This window comes from Agromyces sp. ISL-38 (assembly GCF_018613935.1).
Classification (GTDB): domain Bacteria; phylum Actinomycetota; class Actinomycetes; order Actinomycetales; family Microbacteriaceae; genus Agromyces.
In genome coordinates this window covers 188321-205455 of sequence record NZ_JAGGPF010000009.1, presented here as the reverse complement: position 1 = coordinate 205455, position 17135 = coordinate 188321, and the positions used below count along the sequence as shown (strand labels likewise).

Below are 17135 nucleotides of genomic sequence, written 5' to 3'. Positions count from 1 at the left end.
AGGACCGAATCATGTCGTTCCAGGCATATCTCGACAACATCGAGGAGAAGACGGGTCTGACGCCGCGCCGGTTCGTCGAGCTGGCTCACGAGAAGGGATTCGATGACCCGGCGGTGAAGGCCGGTGTGATCGTCGACTGGCTGAAGGTCGACTACGACCTCGGTCGCGGCCATGCGATGGCGCTCGTGCACGTCATCAAGAAGGGGGCGCAGATCGACGCGAAGCACGTCGGCACCGACGGCGTGCACCGCGACGATTCCGAGATGCTCTGGCTCGACGGCAAGGCCACGAAGCCCGCGTGACCCGCGTGACCCGCGCGCTCCGGCCCGGGTGGCGTCCGGCGAGCTACTCGGCAGCCGGCGCCACCAGGCGTTCGAGCGCATCGAGGGCGGGTCGCTGCCCGACGACGAGCAGCGAGCGCGCCTCCGTCACTGTGATCCACGCGGCTTCGTCGACCTCGGGGAACGACTGCCGCCGACCCGATCGCGGCGGCCACTCCACCTCGAAGGTGTTGCTGCGCACCTCATCGACCGTGAAGTCGGCAGCAGCGCCGGCGAACACGCGGATGAGCTTGCCCGACGAGTAGCGGAACGACCCGAGGTCGGCGTAGTCGATCTCCGGTGCCGGGGCTCCGATCTCCTCGGCGAACTCACGACGTGCGGCGGCGAGCGGATCTTCGCCGGCGTCGTGCTCGCCCTTCGGGATCGACCACGCGCCCTCGCGTTTGCGCGCCCAGAACGGACCGCCCATGTGCGCGATGAACACCTCGAGCTCCTCGCCCGCGCGGTAGAGCAGCAGTCCCGCGCTCGTCACCGGCATGCCGTTGCTCCTCGTCGTCGATCACGCATCTCGCGAAGCCTCGAGTGCTCGAATGAGGCTCGCAGAGTCGTACGGACCCTTGTGCCGGCGCTCACCGATGAAGAACGTGGGCGTCGAGTGCAGATCCATGAGCTCGCAGTCGAGCACGTCGTCCTCGACTCGGCGCACGACCTCGGGCGAGCGGAGGTCCTCGGCGAAGCGGTCGGGGTCGAGCCCGAGCTCGTCGGCGTAACGGAACAGCGCGTCGGTCTCCAGGTGATCCTGGTTCGCGAACATCATGCGTGCCATCTCGAGGAACCGGCCCTGCCGTGCGGCCGCCTCAGCCGCCTGCGCCGCTTCCCTCGCGTGCGGATGCATCTGCTCGAGTGGCAGGTGCCGCCACACCCAGCGCACCTCGTCACCGAAGTACGCGACCACCGCGTCGATCGACCCGGTGGCGCGGCTGCAGAACGGGCACTCGAAGTCGCCGTACTCCACGATCGTGAGGGGAGCGTCGGCGCGGCCGCGGATGTGGTCGCGTTCCGGTTCGACGGGGCGCATGAGCTTCGCCCCGATCGCCTGAGGGGGTCGCACGCGATCGGCCACGGTGAGCACCGCCCAGCCGAGCGCGAACGCGATGACGGATGCCGCGAGCACGCCGACGCGGGCGAGATCCTGCTGCTCGGGGTCCTCGATCGCGAGGCCGACGATGAAGAGGGAGATCGTGAAGCCGATGCCCGAGAGCGCCGCGCCGCCGGCGATGCGCGGCATCGTGAGCCCGGGTGCGAGCCGGCCGAGGCGCAGCCTCTGCACGATCGCTGTGGCGCCGGCGATGCCGACCAGCTTGCCGACCACGAGGCCCGCGACGACGCCCCACACCAGCGTCGAGCCGACCGCGGCCGCCAGCGTGGCGGGATCGAGGCGCACGCCCGCGTTGGCGAGCGCGAACAGCGGCAGCACGACCAAGGCGATGTACGGCCCCCACTCCGTCTGCAGGCGCTCGTTGATCGAGATCGAGTCGCGGAGGCTGCGGGTTGCGTCGCGAGCGTAGACGGAGTTCGGCGACTCGCGGAACGCCCGCGTGAGCTCGGCCGCGCGCTCGACCTCCATGCGCTTCGGCGGGAAGACCGGGATCAGCAGCGCGACCGCCACGCCCGCGAGGGTCGGGTGCACGCCGGCCGCGGCGAGGGCGAACCAGAGCGCGACGCCGAGCACCGCGTAGGCGGGCCCGCGAGCCACTGGGAGGAACCGCACGAGTGCGAGCGCTACGATCAGCAGGGCGACGAACGCGAGTGGCGCCAGCTGGAGCCCGTCACTGTAGAACACGGCGATCGCGATGAGCGCACCGATGTCGTCGACGACCGCGAGCGTGAGGAGGAAGGTGCGCAGGCGAGCCGGGAACTGCGGCCCGATGACCGCGAGTGCTCCGAGCAGGAATGCCGTGTCGGTCGAGATCACGATGCCCCACGCGTGCCCGTTGCCCGAGCTCGCGTTCAGCGCCAGGAAGATCACTGCGGGCAGCGCCAGGCTGGCGATCGCGGCGATCACCGGCACCGCCGCGCGCGAGCGATCGGTGAGCTCGCCAAGGGTGAACTCGCGCTTCACCTCGAGGCCGACCGTGAAGAAGAAGAACGCCATCAGTCCGTCGTTCACGAGCTGATGCAGGGTGAGGTGTTGCCTGAATCCGCCGATGCCGACCTCGACGTCGGTATCCCAGAACGGGTCGTACGTCGCGCCCCACGGGGAGTTCGCCCACACGATCGCGATCACCGTGAAGAGCAGCAACAGCATCGCCGCCGTGCGGTCGGTCGTTCCGCCGCGGCGCCGGACGCGACGAAGCGCGCTCGGACGATCGACGGTGACCTCGGCGCTGCTCATGCGCCAAGCCTAAGGAATCAGCCCAGCATCACGGCGTTGCGATCGTCGGGACTCACCCGAATCGGGAAGATGGCGCCAGGCTGCCAGCCATGCAGTGCCGCCGCGGCGATCACGGTCTTGTACGTCGTGCGGTAGGGCTCGGCGCCGGGCAGCGTGATGTCGAGCTCCACGGCGTAGATCACCTCATCGCCCATGCGCTTGCCGCTGTCGGCCAGCGAGACCACCCGCCCAGATCCCTGGGTCATGCTCCCGTACATCGTCATGTTGAGGAACGGGTTCGCCGTGGCCGCGCCATGCGTTCCCGTGACATCGCCCGGCTGGACTCCGGCGAACTGCTCGGCGAGGTCGGCCGATTGTCGCAGGTTTCCGATGTAGTCGGTGCGGGCGGTCTGCTCGAGCCCCGCCTTGGTGAGCCGGAACAGGTCGCGGAAGACGCCCATCGCTAGCTCGTGAAGGCGGTCTTGTTCGGGTCGGCCGGGTCGACCTTGATCTCGTGCACGGTGCCCTCGGCGTAGCCCGCGAGGAACTGCGGGGCGACCATCTCGCGCTTCTGCACGGTGTAGGGCCCCGTGCCCGGAAGGGTGACCTCGATCTCGAGCAGGTACCACGGGTTGCCCGCGGTGCGCTCGCCCGTGTCGACGGCGCTGCGGATCACCGACGTGCCGGGCGCGCCGATGGCGATTATGCGGTTGAGCTCCTGGCCGTAAGCGTTGAGCACGTCGTGGTCGGCCGACATGGCGGCGCTCACCGCGCCGGCGTTGGCCATGGTGACCGGCGAACCATCGGTGTATCCGGCCTCGCGCAGCGACTGGTTCGCGAGTTCTTGCGCGGCTTGCGCCTGCGCGGTCCAATCCTGCCCACCGGTGGCCTGCCCGCCGGTGAACGCGTTCTTCGCCTTGTCGAACAGTCCCACATGAACCCCCTCGATTCGCGCTCCCGGCCGGAAGCCGCGTTGCTCAGCCTCTCATGAGGCGGTACTACGGGGCCAGAGGGCTCAGCGCTTGGCGCGAATGATCGACCACAACGCGGCGAGGAGCAGCAGGCCGCCAACGGCGCCATACAGGCCCAGCATCGACCACAGCACGAATTCGGTTGACATCGCCCACCTCCGAGTGTCTGCGTTCATTCTGTCGTGAGGGTGGCAAGTGAGCCAGTGGCAATCGCCGCGGCCCGCTCCGCGTGACCGCAACGCGCCGGGCGCGTCACGGCGCAGTGCTGTCAAGCCGTTGACGGATGCCGCGACCGGGCGCAGGCTTGACGCATCCCTACCGCGGAGCTATGGAGCGATGATGACCGACCCACGCGAGCCGTTCGTGCGACGCGACCCCGACGAGAACACCCCCGACGTCGGCGCGCCCGAGAAGGTGCGCCCCGAGCAGCGCAACGACGCGGAGGAACTCGGAGCCGACGCCAACGAGCTCGACGCCGACAACGAGGTCGAGCAGGACTCGATCGAGACGCTCGATCCCGAGAACCCGCCCGCCTGACGGCGTCGGCGAGCGTGCATTCGGCCAGGTAGGTTAGCCTCCCCTCAGTAAAAAGTGCCTTTGATCTGCGGAAATTCGGGTCGCAGGTGCTGTGCGCCTCCGGGTGCCCGGGCTAGCATCTCGGTAGTGCACGGCCGAGACGCAGTGGAGGTCACCATGAGCATGACCCTTGACGACATGCCCGCAGTCAGCGAGTGTTCGGTTGCCGGATGTTCCTACAACGACCACTCGCATTGCCATGCAGCGGCGGTGACGATCGGCGGCTCCATCGGCGATGCGGAGTGCGCCACGTTCATCCCGCTCGGCACGAAGGGCGGGCTCGACAAGGTGCTCACTCACGTCGGCGCCTGCCAGCGTGCGGAGTGCGTGCACAACTCCTCGCTCGAGTGCACGGCGCCATCCGTGCGCGTCGGCCCCGGCGCAGTCGAGGCCGATTGCCTCACCTACGACCCTCGCTGACCCCCGCTGACCCCCGCCGCGTCAGCGGCGAGGGCCGTTTCGCCGGCCGCGTTCTGCTCTGAGCGGATCGGCCTGTTCCCGAGCGGATGCCGCGGCTACCCTCGTGCCATGGGCAAGGTCGTCGAGTTCACGCGGGCCGCTGGCTCGCCCACGTCCAAGCCGCTGTGGCGGCACGTGCTCGGCGAGGTGCTCCGCGGCGAGCGACTCGAGCAGGAGCGCATCCTCACCGAGGTCGCCTCGACCGCGGGCGTCTCACCGCAGTACCTCTCCGAGATCGAGCGCGGCCGCAAGGAGCCGTCTTCAGAGGTGCTCGGCTCGGTGGCCGATGCGCTCGGACTCGCGCTGGTCGATGTGGTCCGCCGTGTCGGCGGGCTCCTCGGCGAGCGGCAGGAGGCCGAGCGCACCGCGGCCGAGCGGCGAGAGCTCCTGCGGGTCGAGGCCTCGTTCGCGTTCCGCGCCGACCTCGTGCCGGAGCATCCGCTCGACATCGCCGGGCCGGAAACAGCGCCCGCACCCGGTCCCGGCCGCTTCGACGCCTACCTGCTCGCCGCGTAGGCCGCGGCGACGCTCGACGCGCCGACCTCCACTTGCGACAGCAGCACGTGATCGGCGAGGCCGTACTCGACCGCGGCAGCCGCGGGGAGGATGAGGTCGCGATCGGTGTCGTGCCGGAGCGTCCCGGCGTCCCGTCCGGTGTCGGTGGCGAGGGCGGCCTCGAGCTCGGCTCGCACCCGCACCACCTCGTCGGCATGCAGGATGAGGTCGGGGATCGAGCCGCGTCCCTGCGTCGACGGCTGGTGCAGGATCACCCGGCCGTGCGGCAGGATCGCCCGTCGCCCCTTCGCGCCGCCGGCCAGGAGCACCGCCGCCGGCCCGCCGGCCTGGCCGACGCACGTGGTCGTGACATCCGGCCGGATGTGCTGCATCGTGTCGTACACCGCGAGCGCGGCGCCCGGCGAGCCGCCGGGGGAGTTCACGTAGAGGCTGATCGGCACGTCGTTCGACTCCGAGGCGAGGTGCAGGAACTGCGCGATGAGCACGTTCGCGACACCGTCGTCGATCTCGGTGCCGAGGTAGACGATGCGTTCCGAGAGCAGCCGGCTGTACACGTCGAGCGAGCGCTCCGAGTTGCCGCGCTTCTCGACGACGTAGGGGATCGTGTAGTTCGTCATGCCGTCACTCGCAATCCGGTCGGCGCCTGGATCCCGGTCTGGGGCCGCAGGCCGTGCGGATACAGCTCGTCGAAGCCGTCGGCGATGTGGTCGATGAAGCCGTAGTCCACAGCCTCTGCCGCCGTGTACCAGCGGTCGCGCAGGGAGTCCTCGGCGATGCGTTCGACGGGCTGACCCGTGAAGCCCGAGACGAGGCCGAGTACCGTGTCGCGCGTGTAGCGCAGGTCGTCGGCCTGCAGTTCGACGTCGACGGCGGTGCCACCGATGCCCGCGGAGCCCTGGTGCATGAGGATGCGCGCGTGCGGCAGCGCGAACCGCTTGCCCGTTGTGCCCGCCGAGAGGAGGAACTGGCCCGCGCTCGCCGCGATGCCGACGGCGATCGTCGAGACGTCGTTCGGGATCGAGCGCATGACGTCGGCGATCGCGAGCATCGCCGAGACAGAGCCGCCGGGGGAGTTGATCCAGAAGCGGATGTCGCGGCGCGGGTCGTCGGCCGCGAGGGTGATGAGTTGCGCGACCAGGCGATTGCCGCCGGCTTGGTCGAGCTCGTCGCCGAGCACGATGATGCGCTCGTGGAAGAGCCGCTTGGTCAGCTCGGCGTCGATCGGGTGGATCGGTGGTGTGTCGTGATCGCTCATGCATCCAGCCTGCGCGGGCAGGCGGTGCCGCGGGGCGGATGCCGCTCAGGGCAGTGCTGCCCAGAGCAGACCGTGCGGCCCGCGACTCAGCCCGCGCGAGCGACCGCCGGGCCCTCGCTGAACTGGCACGACGTGGCGGCGAGGCGCTCGTCGGGATCGAGCCGCGCGAGCACGGCGCCGGCGATCTGGTAGAGCTGGCCGATCTGTTCCTCGGTGAGCAGGTCGAGCACGTTCGTGCGCACCGTGTCGACGTGGCCGGGCGCCGCGTGCGCGATGAGGTCCAGACCCGCCTCGGTGATGGTCGCGTTCGTGGCGCGGCGGTCGGTGGGGCACGGGAACCGCTCGATGAGACCGCGCTCCTCGAGCCGGCGAGCGACGTGCGAGAGGCGCGGGAGGGTGGCGTTGGTGCGCGAGGCGAGCTCGGTCATGCGCATGGTGCGTTCGGGCGCCCCGGCGAGCGCCATGAGGGCGCCGTACTCGAAGTGGGTCAGGCCTGCGTCGCGCAGGAGCTGTGCGTCGAGCGCGTTCGGCAGCAGCTCGGTGAGCGCGATGAGCCGCACCCAGGCGGCGGACTCCTCGGTGCTCAGCCATCTCGTGTCGCTGCTCATTTCTTCATCCTACCGCATTGGTTGACGCAACAACTGATTGTGGCTAGAGTGTTGGTTGTATCGACAAGTAATGCGCCCCGAGTGGCGCCGAGAGGAACACAATGACCACCGTCAGCATCATCGGATCCGGCAACATGGGCAGCGTCATCGGCGGCATCGTCACCGCCGGCGGCAACCCCGTCGAGTACTTGGGCCGCGACACGTCCGAGCCCATAACGGGCGACATCGTCGTGCTCGCCGTGCCGCACCCCGCGCTCGACGAGATCGTCGCGACCCGCGGCGCCGAGCTCGCGGGAAAGATCGTCGTCGACATCACGAACCCGCTGAACTTCGAGACCTTCGACTCCCTCGTCGCACCCGCCGACGGTTCGAAGGCGAGCGAGCTCGCGAAGGCGCTGCCCGACTCGCGCGTGCTCAAGGCCTTCAACACGAACTTCGCGGCGACGCTCGCGTCGAAGACCGTCGGCGGGCTGCCGACCACCGTGCTCATCGCCGGCGACGACGTCGACGCGAAGAACGCGCTCGCCGAGGTCGTGCGTGACGGTGGCGTCGCCGCGGTCGACGCGGGCTCGCTGTCACGTGCCCGTGAGCTCGAGTCCGTGGGCTTCCTCCAGCTCACGCTCGGCGTGCAGGAGAAGATCGGCTGGACCGGCGGCTTCGCGGTCGCGGCCTGACCGCTACGCGGTGCCGCGCAGGTACCGCAATTGCGCTCGAACGGATGCCTCGGCTGCACTTCGCACCGAGGCATCCGTGTCTGCGTAGACGAGGTCGGTGACTGCAACGACCGACGCGTCCGCGCCGAGCTCGGCGAGGGCGGCGCGGATCTGCTCGATGCGTTCCGCCCGGTGGGCGAGGTAGGCATCGCAGATCGTGGCGAGGTCGGGGAGCGCCGGGCCGTGGCCCGGCAGCACGAGCACGTGCGCTTCGGAGCCGAGCGCCCGCAGCCGCTCGAGCGACGCGAGGTACGGCCCGAGCGCGCCGTCGGGGTCGGAGATGATCGTCGTTCCCCGACCGAGGATCGTGTCGCCCGTCACCACCGCGTCCTTCACACCGAGCGCTTCGTCGCCGGGCAGCACGAAGCACACCGAGTCTGTCGTATGCCCCGGCGTGGCGACGACCTCGATCTCGAGCCCCGCGGCTTTGATGCGCTCACGATCGCTGAGGGGCGGAGCGCCGAGACAGAGCGCGGGGTCGATCGCGCGCACCGGGGCATCCGTCATCGAGGCGAACCGGGCGACGCCTTCGGTGTGATCGGCGTGATGGTGAGTGACGAGAATGAGCTCGACGGGGCCGGCGGCTGCGAGCCTGGCGAGGTGCCCGGCGTCGTCTGGGCCGGGGTCGACGACAACGCAACTCGCGGCGCCCGGCGCACGCAGCACGAAGGAGTTCGTGCCGTCGAGCGTCATCGGCCCGGGGTTCGGCGCCCGCAGGAGCGTCGCGACCGGCGAAACGCGCTCGCCGGCGGAGGGCACGGAAGAGGTCTCGTCCATGCCCGCAGTGTATCGCCGCAGCCGATTCGTAGGACACCCGCAAACCCGTGTGCTCGCGTGCCGCGCGGCCTAGTCTGAGGGCATGGACAGCGACCTCGAATCCCTGACCGACCCCGCGCGCACCGGTGCCGCGGCGACGGTCGTGCTGTTGCGCGATGGCGAGCGCGGGCTCGAAGTGCTCCTCGCCGAGCGACCGCGCGACCGCGGCTCCTTCGCCGGCGCGTGGGTCTTCCCGGGTGGCGCGGTCGACGAGGCGGACGGCGCAGGGGACCCGATCGACGGCATCCAGGCCGCCCGCAGGGCAGCCGTGCGCGAGACGCGCGAGGAGGTCGGCCTCGAGCTCGACCCCGCCGAGCTCGTGCCGTTCTCGCACTGGACCCCACCGCACGGCGCGCAGAAGCAGCTCACCACCACGTTCTTCGCCGTGCGGGTGCCCGACGGCGAGCTGCGGCTCGCACCCGACGAGGTCGCCGGCGCGGAATGGCTTCGCCCGGCCGACGCGCTCGAGCGCCACGCGGCCGGCGCCATGACGCTGTGGCCGCCGACGTGGGTCACGCTGCACGGGCTGCAGCATGCGGCATCCGTCGACGCCGCGCTCGCCGAGCTGCGCAGCGGCGATGTGCGGCCCTTCGTCGCTCGCTTCAACCAGAGTCGCACCATGGTGCTCTGGCAGGAGGACGACGAGTACGACGTCTCGAACGGTGCCGATCGTGACCGGCACGCGGTTCCCGACGATGCGCCCGACGCCGAGGGCCGCCGGCACCGGCTCGTGATGGACCGGCTGCCCTGGGTCTATCTGAACCGCTTCTGATCGACGGCCGCTGCTCGCCGGCGGTACCGTGAGCTGTGGACTGGCTCGACTGGTTCGATGCGCACGACTACGAGATCGCCCGCCAGGTGGTGCAGCGCGGGGTGGGCGCGCTCGCCTTCGTGGCGTTCTGGTCGACGCTGAACCAGTTCCGGCCGCTGCTCGGCGAGCATGGGCTGCTGCCCGTTCCCGAGCTGCTGCGGCGCGCGTCGCGGCTCCGCGGCCCTACCCTCTTCCGGTGGGGCTACACCGACCGGCGCCTCGTGGCCGTGGCGAGCGCGGGGCTCGTGCTCGCGGCATCCGTGATCCTCGGCCTCCCGCAGCTCGGCCCTCCGTGGCTGCCGTTGCTCGTCTTCCTCGCGCTCTGGATCCTCTATCTCTCGATCGTGAACGTCGGCCAGACCTTCTACGGCTTCGGCTGGGAGATGCTGCTCTGCGAGGCGCTCTTCACCGTCGCGTTCCTCGGGTCGAACAACGAGCCTCCCCCGATCATGATCATCATCGCGGTGTGGTGGCTCGTGTTCCGGCTCGAGTTCGGGGCTGGCATGATCAAGATCCGCGGCGGGAGCGAGTGGCGCGACCTCACGGCGCTCATGTACCACCACGAGACGCAGCCGATGCCCAATCCCGTGAGCCGGCAGGCGCACCTGCTGCCGAAGTGGTTCCACAAGGGCGAGGTGCTCGGCAACCACTTCGCCCAGTTGATCGTGCCGTTCCTGCTGTTCGTGCCGGGGCCGATCGGCTCATCGGCCGCCGCGATCGTGATCCTCACCCAGTTGTGGCTCATCGTCACCGGCAACTTCGCGTGGCTCAACTGGATCACCGTGGTGCTCGCGGCATCCGCCATCACCGACTCCGCCTGGCGCTGGCTGATCCCGGCGATCCCGACCGACTTGGGCACGGATGCCGCGACGACGCCGATCTGGTGGTTCGTCATCGTCGCCGCGGTGGCGGTGCTCCTGCTCGTGCTGAGCGTGCGCCCGGTGCAGAACCTCTTCTCGCGCCGGCAGCTGATGAACGCGAGCTTCAACCGCTGGATGCTCGTGAACGCATACGGCGCGTTCGGCACGGTCACGAAGCGGCGCATCGAGATCGTCGTCGAGGGCACCCTCTCCGAGTCGCCCGACGCCGACGCCGAGTGGCGCGAATACGAGTTCAAGGGCAAGCCCGGCGATCTGCGGCGGATGCCGCCGCAATGGGCGCCGTACCACTTGCGGCTCGACTGGCTCATGTGGTTCCTGCCGCTCGGCCGCCTCTGGGAGCCGTGGTTCGAGATGCTGCTGCTGCGGTTGCTCGAATCGGATGCCGCGACGTTGAAGCTCATGCGCATCGACCCGTTCGACGGGCAGCCGCCGCGATGGGTGCGCGCCCGCGCCTACCACTACCGCTTCTCGACGCACGCGGAGTTTCGCGAGACGGGCGACCGCTGGGTGCGCACGATGCAGGGCGAGGTCATTCCGCCGGCCGGGCTGCGCTGACCGGGCTGCGCGGGCCGGGCCGTGCCCCGGGCTGGGCTCGCTGGTTCGTCGAGCGCGTCGTGGCGATGGTGTGAGCGGAGTTCAGGCCTCGGCTGCCTTGTCGGCGGTCTGTGCGGCGGTCTCCGCGGCGCTCGCCCCGGCCGGGCGGTGCTCGACGTCGTCGACGTCGGCACGGGGCATCGCGATGCCGCCCGCGATCGTGACGAACGCGGCGACGAGCACCGCGACGAAGACGGCCGTCGACGCCGCGTGAATCGCGATGGGGGAGTGCTCGCCGAGCCCGGAGCGCGCGATGACGCCGTTCGCGATCGCGCCGAAGATCGCCACGCCCACGGCACTGCCCATCGAGCGGAGGAACATGTTCGCGCCGGTGACGACCCCGCGCTCGGTCCACGGCACCGACGACTGCGCCGCGATGAGGGTGGGGGAGGCGACGAGCCCGAGTCCGAGACCCACGATGAAGCACGCGATCGCGGTGGCCACCACGCTCGGCGTGAACGACGACACGACGAGGGCCGTCGAGCCGAGCACCGTGATCGCGAGCCCGATGAGCGCGGTGCGCTGGAACCCGATGCGGAGGTAGAGGCGGCCGGACTGGGCGGCCGCGATCGGCCAGCCCAGGGTGAGCGCGGCGACCGCGAGCCCCGACACGAGCGGTGAAGCGCCGGCCGACGCCTCGAGGAAGGTCGGCACGTACGAAGTCAGGCCGATGAGCACGGCGCCGACGCCGAGCGAGATGAGCGAGGTCGTCACGATGAGCCGCCGCGAGAACAGCCAGAGCGGCAGCACCGGCTCGGCTGCCCGCCGCTCGATGAGCACGAACGCGACGAGGAGCAGCCCGCCCACGGCGAAGGCGCCCACGCTCTGCCACGACAGCCACGCCCAGGCCTGGCCTCCCTCGAGCACCGCGAGGATGAGCAGCGTGAGCGCGACGGTGAGCACGCTCGCGCCCGCGACGTCGATGCGGTGCTTCTCCCGCCCGACCGACTCGTGATACGCGCGGAGCAGCATCCATGCGGCGATGATGCAGAGCGGGATGTTCACGAAGAAGATCCACCGCCACGAGGCGAACTCGGCGAACAGCCCGCCGAGCGTCGGCCCGATGACCGACGAGGCCGCCCAGACGCTCGCGATGTAGCCCTGCACCCGCGCGCGCTCGCGCACCGTGTAGATGTCACCCGTGATCGTGATCGACACGGGGAGCACCGCTCCTGCTCCGAGCCCCTGCAGCGCGCGGAACACGATGAGCGAGGTCATGTCCCATGCGAAACCGCAGAGGATCGAGCCGACGAGGAACAGGCCGATGCCGATGAGCATGATCGGCTTGCGCCCGATCGTGTCGGCGAGCTTGGAATACACCGGCACCGACACCGCTTGCGCGAGCAGGTAGATCGAGAACAGCCACGGGAACTGCGTGAACCCGCCGAGGTCGGCCACGATCGATGGCACAGCGGTCGCGAGGATGGTGGCGTCGATGGCGATGAGCCCTGTCGCGAGCATGACCGCGACGAGCACGGGACCTCGATCGGAACGGAATCCCACCGCGCTCTGCTCCGTCATGTTCCTCCTCGCCGGGGCGACGTCGACCACCACCCCATCAGTTCGCTCCTCCAGTCGCAACGCGTTCGCGCCCGTTTCATTCCCGCCGGATGCCCCGCGCCCGTGTAGCGTCGGGGCATGCGGGTGCGAACGAAACGACGGCCGACACCAGAACCTGCGCCGACGGCCCAGGTCACTTCCAATAAGGGATCGCCCGCACCCGAGGTGAAGATCCGCGCGTTCCGCATCGGATTCGTCGGGGCGCTCGGCGTGCTGCTCGCCGTGCTGCTCGGCAACATCGTCGGCCAGCTCGGCACGGTGATCCTCTACGTGGCCCTGGCACTCTTCCTGGCACTCGGCCTCGATCCCATCGTCAGCTGGCTGCAGCGCCGCGACATGCCGCGGGGCCTCGCGATCCTGTTCGTGTTCGTCGTCGTGATCGGCCTGTTCGTCGGCCTCATCTCCCTCATCGTGCCGATCGTGATCCGACAGACGACGGCCATCATCACGGACTGGGACGAGATCGTCGAGAGGGTGCTGGACAGCGACTTCGTCGGCTGGCTCAATTCCCTGACCGGCACCGGCACCGCCATCGAAGACACCATCGTCTCCGCGGGCGACTGGCTCGCCGACCCCAACAATCTCGGCTCGCTCGGCGGCGGCATCCTCGCGGTGGGCGCCGGCATCCTCGGCGGATTCACCGGCGCGGTGATCGTGCTCATCCTGACCCTCTACTTCCTCGCCTCGCTCGACTCGCTGAAGCGCTACGCCGCGCGATTCGTGCCCGCGAGCTCCCGCGGTCAGTACCGAGAGGTCTCGGAGGAGATCACCGGTTCCGTCGGTCGCTACGTCATCGGCCAAGTGAGCCTTGGCGCGATCAACGGCGTCCTGAGCCTCATCTACCTGTCGATCATCGGCGCGCCTCAGCCGATCCTGCTCGCCTTCATCGCGTTCCTCGCCTCGCTCGTACCGCTCGTCGGCACGATCACGGGCGCCGCCATCATCTCGCTCGTGTGCCTCGCCGCCTCGCCGGTGACCGCGCTCGCGGCGGCGATCTACTACCTCATCTACATGCAGGTCGAGGCCTACGTGCTGAGCCCGCGCATCATGTCGCGCGCGGTCGCCGTGCCCGGCGCACTCGTGGTGATCGCCGCGGTGGCCGGCGCAACGCTCGGCGGCGTGCTCGGGGCGCTCGTGGCGATCCCGGTTGCGGCGTCGCTCGTCATCATCATGGACAAGGTCGTGTTCCCGCGACAGGACATGATGTAGCGTCGTGCCGACCGCGCGAGCACGCCCCCGAGCGCGTGCTCGTCAGAACCAGATGCTGAGGTGCGGCGTGCGCTCGGCGGCGAACATGCGGTCGGCGAGCGCGAGCGACCCGGGTGCCAGTTCGGTCATGCGGCCCGCGCGCGCGAGCACCGAAGGCCGCACGCCGCCGAGGTAGATCGCGCCGAGCTCCTGCACGCCGAGGCGGATGCCCTGCGACGGGCGGCGCGAGCGACGGGTGCTCGGCGCGGCCGGTGATGCCGCGGCGCGCGGCCCCGACGTCGCATCGTCGACCCGCCGCAGCTCGCCCCGGCCGTTGCCGGCGACCTCGAGCTCGAACGTGCCGTCGGCATGGCCGCCGGGGTCGGCGATCTCGAGGGTGAGCGTGCCGGTCGCACCGTAGACGCGGGCGGAGAGTGCCGCGACCGGGTCGAGCACACGCACCCAGAGGTGGTCGACGACGTCACTGACCGTGATCGCCCGCGGGTCCTCGAGCAGCCATGCGAGTGGCTCGTCGACCGAGCGCAACCGCCCGCGCACGCCGGTCACGAAGTCCTGTTCCACGAGGAATCGCCAGAGCTCGCGCTCCGCGTCGTCGGTCGCGGCCACGAGGAACTCGAACTCGAGGATGCCGGGCTCGTCGGGCTCACGCGCAATGCGGTACGTGACGAAGCCCTGCGGTTGCCCCTGCTCGTCGTCGTACCGGACCACCCGCGTGGCTCGGGCGGAGTCGCGGTCGGGCTCCACGAGACCGAGCACGCGATCGAGGAGACCGGGCCAGCGGTCGACTTCGCCAGGCGTGCGAGCGACAGCGCGACGAACGATCGCCGCAGCGTCGTCGCGCAGCACGGCGGGCTCGACGAGTTCGAGGCGTCCGGGGCTGGCCGGACCGATCCAGCGCACCCGATGGCGGTCGACCGTGATGGTCGCCGCTTGTGCAGCGGGGGCGTAGCCGTATCGACCGTAGATCGTCGCCTCGGTGACGGTGAGCATCGCGAGTGCCGCGCCGGCGGCACGGGCATCGGCGAGCGCGCCTTCCATGAGGGCCCTGGCGATGCCGCGGCGACGGTGCGTCGCCGAGACGGTGACGGAGCTGACCGCCCAGGCGTCGACGCTGCGCCCGCCGGGCACCGTGAGTCCCGTCGGCCAGCCCGACACCGTCGCCACGGGCGTCTCGGTGTCGGCCGCCTTCGGATCGTAGACGCCGAGCACGCGCCGGTCTGACAGGATCCGCAGCTGGTGCGCGGCATCCGACTTCCGCGGCCGGGAGTGGTGGAAGCCGCGCATGTCGGCCTCGACCCACGCCGCGAGCGCGCCTCGGTTGCCCGGATCGAGCAGTCGGTATTCAAGGCCTTGGTCTGCGATGGCTGCGGATGCCGCGGAGTCGAGGGGGATGTCCTGCAGATCGAACGACATCACCCCAGAGTACCCGCGGCACGCCGACGGGTCGGGCGAGCCGTCAGGTGCGCAGGATCCTGCCGCCGCCCCTGGTGCGCGAGACCGCGTCGACCGTGGCCGCGAGGATGAGCACGCTGCCCGTGACCACGAGGTTGACACCCGCTGGGAGGTTGAGCAGCCCGAGCCCGTTCGTGATGACGGCGATCACGAGCGCGCCGACGGCTGCATGCAGCAGGCGACCGCGGCCGCCGAAGAGGCTCACGCCGCCGACGACCGCGGCAGCGACGCCCGACAGCACGATCTCGCGGCCGGCGGCCGCATCGACCGCGCCGACCTTGCTGATCGAGAACAGGCCCGAGACCACGGCGAGGCTCGAGCAGATGATGAACGCGGTCCACCGGATCAGCATGACCTTCACGCCCGCGCGCCGCGCCGCCTCGGCGTTGCCGCCGATCGCATAGAGGTACCGGCCGTACCTCGTGCGGTCCAGCACGAACGTGCCGATCCAGAGGATGACGAGCACGATCGGCACGACGATCGGCACGCCCTCGACGGCACCGACCGACTGGCCCCGGTTGCGGCTGAGGATGCCGACCACGGCGCCGCCGATGACGAGGATGACGCCGAGCTTGATCCAGACGAGCGTGATCGTGCGGTTGGGAACGCCGGCGCGGGTGCGGCGGGTGCGATCCCAGAACGAGGTCGCCGCCGACACCGCGAGGACGATCGCGAGCATGGCCCATCCCGCCCACACCGGGAGGTTCTGATTCTGGATGGCCCTGATCTCGGGGATCTGCACGCGGTAGAGACCGCCTGCGCCGATGATCATCAGCGTGAGTCCCTGATAGCCGAGGAAGAGGCCGAGGGTCACGACGAACGAGGGGATCCCGACCCTCGCGACGAAGAAGCCGATGAACGTGCCGGTGAGGATGCCGGCGGCGAACGCGATCGCCAGCGCGATCATCCACGGCACTCCGTGCACGTTGACGAGCACGATGAACAGGGCCATCGTCATGCCGCTCGTCACGCCCGCCGACAGGTCGATCTCGCCGAGCAGCAGCACGAACACGAGGGCCATGCCGAGCATCACGAGCGTGGCCGCCTGGGTCAGGAGGTTGGCGAAGTTGCGCTCGGTCAGGAAGAACGGGCTGAGCAGACTGAACAGGATCGTCAGCACCACGAAGCCGCCCACAGCCGGCAGTGCGCCCATCTCGCCGCTGCGCAGGCGCTGGAAGTAGCCGCGGACCTGGTCTTGGATCGTCCCCTCCTGGCCGCTGCCGATGAGGTCGCCGGTGCCCGGGCCCGGTGCGGCGTCGGAGGTGCTCACCGTCTCTGGTGCACTCATGCGCTTGCTCCTGCCGCGGTCTTCGTGCCGGTGATGTAGCCGACGACGTCGTCGCTCGTCGTCTGCTTCGCGTCGAGCGTGGCGACCATCTGCCCGAGGTAGAGCACGTAGATGTGGTCGGCGACGGCGAACACGTCGGCGAGGTTGTGGCTGATGATGATGACCGCGACGCCCTGCTCGGCGAGCCGCTGCACGAGGTGCAGCACCTGCTCGGTCTGCGCGACGCCGAGGGCGGCGGTCGGCTCGTCGAGGATGACGACCCGGGCCTTCTTCAGCACGGCACGGGCGATCGCGACCGTCTGGCGCTGGCCGCCCGAGAGCGACGCCACCTTCTGTCGCACCGACCTCACCGTGCGCACCGAAAGCGAGCGGAGGGTGTCGGATGCCTCGCGCTCCATGCGGCCCTCGTCGAACGTGCCAGTGACCGTCTCCTCGCGACCGAGGAACATGTTCTGCACGATGTCGAGGTTGTCGCAGAGCGCGAGGTCCTGGTAGACGACCTCGATCCCGAGGTGTGCAGCGTCACGCGGAGTGTGCAGCACGACCTCGTCGCCGTCGAAGCGCACGGTGCCGGCGTCATAGGGCTGCACGCCCGCGAGGCCCTTGATGAGCGTCGACTTGCCGGCGCCGTTGTCGCCTACGAGGGCGGTGACCTTGCCCGGGTAGGCCTTCAGGCCGACGCCCTTGAGCACGCTGACCGGGCCGAAGCTCTTGACGATCCCCGTCAGCTCGATGATGGGCTTGTCCATGCCGGATTCCTTTCAGACGACG

Annotated in this window: 20 protein-coding genes; 8 read left to right on the top strand and 12 right to left on the bottom strand. The window is 70.0% G+C overall.

Annotated elements, in window-relative coordinates; translation table 11 throughout:
• The first annotated feature begins 11 nt into the window (after nt 1-11).
• Complete coding sequence (locus J7E25_RS08380; RefSeq protein WP_214869673.1) at nt 12-302, top strand: DUF4287 domain-containing protein; 291 nt, start codon at nt 12-14, stop codon at nt 300-302.
• 43 nt (nt 303-345) lie between these two features.
• On the opposite strand, the gene J7E25_RS08375 is transcribed toward J7E25_RS08380, so the two are convergent.
• Genes J7E25_RS08375 through J7E25_RS08360 form a run of 4 tightly spaced genes read right to left on the bottom strand, consistent with a single transcriptional unit; the run spans nt 346 to nt 3589 of the window.
• The gene (locus J7E25_RS08375) at nt 346-819 is read right to left on the bottom strand and encodes an NUDIX domain-containing protein (protein ID WP_214869671.1); all 474 of its coding nucleotides are present in this window, start codon (nt 817-819) and stop codon (nt 346-348) included.
• 21 nt (nt 820-840) lie between these two features.
• Nucleotides 841-2676: a Na+/H+ antiporter NhaA gene (gene nhaA / locus J7E25_RS08370; protein ID WP_214869669.1), complete on the bottom strand. Its 1836-nt coding sequence runs from the start codon at nt 2674-2676 to the stop codon at nt 841-843.
• Between the two features lie 17 nt (nt 2677-2693).
• Nucleotides 2694-3116 carry a hypothetical protein gene (locus J7E25_RS08365; RefSeq protein WP_214869667.1) on the bottom strand — a complete coding sequence of 141 codons (423 nt, stop codon included), beginning with the start codon at nt 3114-3116 and terminating at the stop codon, nt 2694-2696.
• Between the two features lie 2 nt (nt 3117-3118).
• A complete protein-coding gene (locus J7E25_RS08360; RefSeq protein ID WP_214869664.1) occupies nt 3119-3589 on the bottom strand; it encodes a hypothetical protein in 471 nt (156 codons plus the stop codon).
• Nucleotides 3590-3965: 376 nt separating this feature from the next.
• Here J7E25_RS08360 and J7E25_RS08355 point away from each other — a divergent pair, with 376 nt between their 5' ends.
• The 3 genes from J7E25_RS08355 to J7E25_RS08345 all read left to right on the top strand — a co-directional run bounded on the left by J7E25_RS08355 (nt 3966) and on the right by J7E25_RS08345 (nt 5177).
• Nucleotides 3966-4163, top strand: a complete 198-nt coding sequence (locus J7E25_RS08355; RefSeq protein WP_214869663.1) for a hypothetical protein — start codon at nt 3966-3968, stop codon at nt 4161-4163.
• A gap of 156 nt (nt 4164-4319) precedes the next feature.
• Nucleotides 4320-4622 (top strand): DUF1540 domain-containing protein, encoded by a 303-nt coding sequence (locus tag J7E25_RS08350; protein ID WP_214869661.1) that lies wholly within the window; start codon nt 4320-4322, stop codon nt 4620-4622.
• Between the two features lie 108 nt (nt 4623-4730).
• Nucleotides 4731-5177, top strand: coding sequence for a helix-turn-helix domain-containing protein (locus tag J7E25_RS08345; protein WP_214869659.1), 447 nt, complete (start codon nt 4731-4733; stop codon nt 5175-5177).
• Here the strand turns inward: J7E25_RS08345 and J7E25_RS08340 are convergent.
• From J7E25_RS08340 to J7E25_RS08330, 3 genes are all read right to left on the bottom strand, one after another.
• The gene (locus tag J7E25_RS08340) at nt 5159-5794 is read right to left on the bottom strand and encodes a ClpP family protease (RefSeq protein ID WP_214869657.1); all 636 of its coding nucleotides are present in this window, start codon (nt 5792-5794) and stop codon (nt 5159-5161) included. The genes J7E25_RS08345 and J7E25_RS08340 overlap by 19 nt on opposite strands.
• Complete coding sequence (locus tag J7E25_RS08335; RefSeq protein ID WP_214869655.1) at nt 5791-6432, bottom strand: ClpP family protease; 642 nt, start codon at nt 6430-6432, stop codon at nt 5791-5793. Before J7E25_RS08335 ends, J7E25_RS08340 begins: the two co-directional genes overlap by 4 nt.
• 86 nt (nt 6433-6518) lie before the next feature.
• Nucleotides 6519-7040: a MarR family winged helix-turn-helix transcriptional regulator gene (locus J7E25_RS08330; protein WP_214869653.1), complete on the bottom strand. Its 522-nt coding sequence runs from the start codon at nt 7038-7040 to the stop codon at nt 6519-6521.
• Between the two features lie 101 nt (nt 7041-7141).
• Here J7E25_RS08330 and J7E25_RS08325 point away from each other — a divergent pair, with 101 nt between their 5' ends.
• Nucleotides 7142-7714, top strand: a complete 573-nt coding sequence (locus J7E25_RS08325) for an NADPH-dependent F420 reductase (protein WP_214869651.1) — start codon at nt 7142-7144, stop codon at nt 7712-7714.
• Nucleotides 7715-7717: 3 nt separating this feature from the next.
• Here the strand turns inward: J7E25_RS08325 and J7E25_RS08320 are convergent, their stop codons facing one another.
• Nucleotides 7718-8530 (bottom strand): MBL fold metallo-hydrolase, encoded by an 813-nt coding sequence (locus tag J7E25_RS08320; protein ID WP_214869649.1) that lies wholly within the window; start codon nt 8528-8530, stop codon nt 7718-7720.
• A gap of 82 nt (nt 8531-8612) precedes the next feature.
• On the opposite strand from J7E25_RS08320, the gene J7E25_RS08315 reads away from it, so the two are divergent.
• Together J7E25_RS08315 and J7E25_RS08310 are read left to right on the top strand one after the other, a co-directional pair.
• The gene (locus J7E25_RS08315) at nt 8613-9341 is read left to right on the top strand and encodes an NUDIX domain-containing protein (protein WP_214869647.1); all 729 of its coding nucleotides are present in this window, start codon (nt 8613-8615) and stop codon (nt 9339-9341) included.
• Between the two features lie 35 nt (nt 9342-9376).
• Nucleotides 9377-10816, top strand: coding sequence for a lipase maturation factor family protein (locus tag J7E25_RS08310; RefSeq protein WP_214869645.1), 1440 nt, complete (start codon nt 9377-9379; stop codon nt 10814-10816).
• 81 nt (nt 10817-10897) lie between these two features.
• Here J7E25_RS08310 and J7E25_RS08305 read toward each other — a convergent pair whose 3' ends face one another.
• Entirely contained in the window at nt 10898-12376 is a 1479-nt protein-coding gene (locus tag J7E25_RS08305) for an MDR family MFS transporter (protein WP_214869643.1), read from the bottom strand.
• A 117-nt stretch (nt 12377-12493) separates the two neighbouring features.
• Between J7E25_RS08305 and J7E25_RS08300 the strand changes: the two genes are divergently transcribed.
• Nucleotides 12494-13624, top strand: coding sequence for an AI-2E family transporter (locus J7E25_RS08300; protein WP_214869642.1), 1131 nt, complete (start codon nt 12494-12496; stop codon nt 13622-13624).
• Nucleotides 13625-13666: 42 nt separating this feature from the next.
• Here the strand turns inward: J7E25_RS08300 and J7E25_RS08295 are convergent, their stop codons facing one another.
• Genes J7E25_RS08295 through J7E25_RS08285 form a run of 3 tightly spaced genes read right to left on the bottom strand, consistent with a single transcriptional unit; the run spans nt 13667 to nt 17113 of the window.
• Nucleotides 13667-15037, bottom strand: coding sequence for a GNAT family N-acetyltransferase (locus tag J7E25_RS08295; RefSeq protein ID WP_214869641.1), 1371 nt, complete (start codon nt 15035-15037; stop codon nt 13667-13669).
• Between the two features lie 43 nt (nt 15038-15080).
• Nucleotides 15081-16364 (bottom strand): sugar ABC transporter permease, encoded by a 1284-nt coding sequence (locus J7E25_RS08290; protein WP_214869640.1) that lies wholly within the window; start codon nt 16362-16364, stop codon nt 15081-15083.
• Nucleotides 16361-17113 carry an ATP-binding cassette domain-containing protein gene (locus tag J7E25_RS08285; protein ID WP_214869639.1) on the bottom strand — a complete coding sequence of 251 codons (753 nt, stop codon included), beginning with the start codon at nt 17111-17113 and terminating at the stop codon, nt 16361-16363. The genes J7E25_RS08290 and J7E25_RS08285 overlap by 4 nt, the downstream gene beginning before the upstream one ends.
• Nucleotides 17114-17135 lie beyond the last annotated feature (22 nt).